Raw genomic sequence first — 3,434 nt, 5'->3', positions numbered from 1 at the left:
GATTACCGCGACGTGAACGTGCTGGCCGATGACGGCATCCGTCAGGGCGTCAAGGATTTCTCGGAATGGCCGACGATTCCGCAGCTTTATGTGAAGGGCGAATTCGTGGGCGGCTGCGACATCGTGACCGAAATGACGTTGACGGGCGAACTGGATCAGCTTTTCGACAAGCAGGGCGTCGGCTATGACAAGGACGCGGCCGCGAAAATTCGCGAGGCAAATGCCTGAAGGGCCTGAAGCGCATGATATTTCCGGGCGCCGCGCGATCTTCTCGCGCGGCGCCCTTTGCGATGGGCCGAAGCTTTTCCCTTTTGACCTTGTCCGGAAAGCTGCCTAACCTGCGCCCACCAAGAAAATGTCCCAGGGAGGGGAAACATGACAATCCGCAACAAGATCGCCTGCCTCGCGGCGGGCGTGGCGCTGACGGCCGCGCCGCTGACGGCTTCGGCGCAGGAATTCATCAATATCCTGACCGGCGGCACCTCGGGCGTCTATTACCCGGTCGGTGGCGCGCTGTCGAAGATTTACAGCGACGGCATCGAGGGTGCCAAGGTTCAGGTCCAGTCCACCAAGGCCAGCGTCGAGAACCTGAACCTGCTGCAGCAGGGCAAGGGCGAGATCGGTCTGGCGCTTGGCGACTCCGTCAAGCTGGCGGCCGAGGGCAGCGCCGATGCCGGTTTTCCGCAGCCGCTGGACAAGCTGCGCGGAATTTCGGCCATGTATCCGAACTTCATCCAGATCGTCGCCAGCAAGGAATCCGGCATCAAGACGCTGGCGGATCTGAAGGGCAAGGCGCTGTCGGTGGGCGCGCCGAAATCGGGAACCGAACTGAATGCGCGCGCGATCCTGGCCGCCGCCGGGATGAGCTATGACGATCTGGGCCAGGTCGAATATCTGCCCTTTGCGGAATCGGTCGATCTGATGAAGAACCGTCAGCTTGACGCGACGCTGCAATCTGCCGGGCTCGGCGTGGCCTCGCTGAAGGATCTGTCCACCTCGATCCCGATCACCGTGGTCTCGGTGCCCGCCGATGTTGCCGAAAAGCTGGGCGCGCCCTATGTGGCCGAGAACATCCCCGCCAACACCTATGACGGCCAGAACGAGGCCGTGCCTACCGTCGCCGTCATCAATTTCCTGGTCAGCAGCAGCAATGTCAGCGACGATCTGGCCTATCAGATGACCAAGCTGTTGTATGAAAACCTGGACGAGTTGAAGGCCGCCCATGCTGCGACCGCCAGCATCGACGTGCAGAACGCGCTGAAGGGGATGCCGATTCCGGTCCATCCCGGGGCGCAGAAATACTACGACGAAGTCGGCGTGAAGGCCGAATGATGGTCTGACCGGGCCGGGATCGTCCCGGCCCGGTCCCTGAAGCGGGATCCCCGAATGACCACAGCGCAACAGCACGCCGCACCGGCGGGCGATCCCGATCTGGGGCTTCACGACCCGCTGGCCGAAAGCTTTCCGCCCGGCTTCGAGGGGCGGCTTCTGTTCTGGATCGCTGTCGCCTTCTCGCTTTACCAGATCGCGATCGCGGCCCATCTGATCACCCTGTCCAGCCAGATCCAGCGCGCGTTGCATCTGGGCTTTCTGATGCTGCTCGGGTTTCCGCTGCTGGCGGCCCTGCGCGGGCGAACCGGCCTGCTGCCGAAGACGCTGGCCTGGGTGATGGCCGGCGCCGGCGTTCTGGTCGCCGGCTATCAATGGGTGGAATACGTTCCGCTGATGATGCGGTCGGGGATGCTGAACCGGACCGATATCGTGATCGGCATCATCGCCCTGATCGCCACCTTTGCTGCCGCCTACGCGGTAATGGGGCCGGCGCTTCCGATCGTGGCCGGATTGTTCCTGATCTATGCCCTGTTCGGGCAGTATTTTCCCGGACCCATGGTCACGCGCGGCTATGATCTGGGCCAGGTTGTCGAACAGATGGCCTATGGCACCGAAGGTATCTACGGCACGCCGCTCTATGTCAGCACGACCTATATCTTCCTGTTCATCCTGTTCGGATCCTTTCTGGAAAAGGCCGGGATGATCAAGCTGTTCACCGACGTGTCGCTGGGCATGGTCGGGCACAGGATGGGTGGTGCGGCGAAGGTTTCGGTGATCTCGTCGGGGCTGATGGGTACGATTTCGGGGTCCGGCGTGGCCAATGTCGTCACCACCGGGCAGTTCACGATTCCGCTGATGAAACGCTTCGGCTATCGCGCGGCCTTCGCCGGCGGGGTCGAATCCACCGCCTCTATGGGCGGGCAGATCATGCCGCCGGTGATGGGGGCGGTCGCCTTCATCATGGCCGAGACATTGGGCGTCGCCTATGTCGAGATTGTCCGCGCCGCGATCATTCCCGCCATCCTCTATTTCGCCAGCGCCTTCTGGATCGTCCATCTCGAGGCCGGACGCCGTAACCTGCGCGGCATGGCAAAGGAGGATCTGCCCTCGGCCGTCGCGGCCCTGCGCGAGAACTGGTATCTGCTGCTGCCGCTGGCAATGCTGGTCTATCTGCTGTTCTCGGGCTATACGCCGCTTTTCGCGGGCACGGTGGGTCTGGGCCTGACGATCATGCTGATCCTTGGCACATCCGCCGCGCTTGGCCTGCCTTCGATGGTGCTGAAGGTGATCTTCTGGATCGGCCTCGGCCTGGTCGCGGGCAGTTTCCTGCGTTTCGGAAACACGGCCCTGTGGGGCGGCATCGGCGCGCTGCTGGCCTGGAACCTGTTGTCCAGAGGCGGACGCGAGACCATCCGTCAGGTCATCGACAGCCTTGCCGAAGGCGCCAAGACCGCCCTGCCGGTGGGCGTCGCCACCGCGCTGGTCGGCGTCATCATCGGCACCATGACCCTGACGGGGGCGGCCAACACATTCGGAATCTACATCGTCTCGGTCGGGCAGAACAGCCTGATCCTGTCGCTGATCCTGACCATGCTGACCTGTATCGTTCTTGGCATGGGGATTCCGACGATCCCGAACTATATCATCACCTCGACCATCGCCGCGCCCGCGTTATTGCAATTGGGCGTGCCGCTGATCGTCAGCCACATGTTCGTCTTCTATTTCGGCATCCTCGCCGACCTGACGCCGCCGGTCGCGCTGGCCTGTTTCGCGGCCGCGCCCATCGCCAGGGAAAACGGCCTGAAGATCAGCATGGAGGCGCTGAAGGTCGCAGCGGCAGGCTTCGTCATTCCCTTCATGGCCGTCTATACGCCCGCCCTGATGCTGCAAGACGGGGGGCCGCTGGTCGCATCTGTCGGATTTGCCCCTGCCGTGGCCTATATCGTCGGCAAATCCGTGCTGGCCATCGGGCTGTGGGGCGTGGCGGTGATCGGCTGGCTGGGACACAGGCTGCCCGTCTGGCAGCGGCTGCTGGCCGCGGCTGCCGCCTTTACCATGATCGCCGCCCTGCCCCTGACCGACGAGATCGGCTTTGCGCTGGC

Annotated in this window: 3 protein-coding genes; all 3 read left to right on the top strand. The window is 63.2% G+C overall.

Going from position 1 to position 3,434, the window contains the following annotated elements:
* Positions 1–228 (top strand): glutaredoxin domain-containing protein (locus B4A72_RS15070; RefSeq protein ID WP_292979017.1); only part of this gene is annotated, 228 nt, incomplete at its 5' end.
* Between the two features lie 147 nt (positions 229–375).
* Positions 376–1,332: a TAXI family TRAP transporter solute-binding subunit gene (locus B4A72_RS15065; protein WP_292956035.1), complete on the top strand. Its 957-nt coding sequence runs from the start codon at positions 376–378 to the stop codon at positions 1,330–1,332.
* A gap of 54 nt (positions 1,333–1,386) precedes the next feature.
* Positions 1,387–3,434 (top strand): TRAP transporter permease (locus B4A72_RS15060; protein WP_292979015.1); only part of this gene is annotated, 2,048 nt, incomplete at its 3' end.

The sequence above is a fragment of the Paracoccus sp. UBA5162 genome (genome assembly GCF_002413585.1).
Classification (GTDB): Bacteria; Pseudomonadota; Alphaproteobacteria; order Rhodobacterales; family Rhodobacteraceae; genus Paracoccus.
This window is presented reverse-complemented; position numbering and strand designations above follow the sequence as displayed.

Excerpts from the sequence above, each read along its gene's own strand:
- B4A72_RS15065 (WP_292956035.1), top strand. The coding sequence starts at position 376 with ATGACAATCCGCAACAAGATCGCCTGCCTCGCGGCGGGCGTGGCGCTG.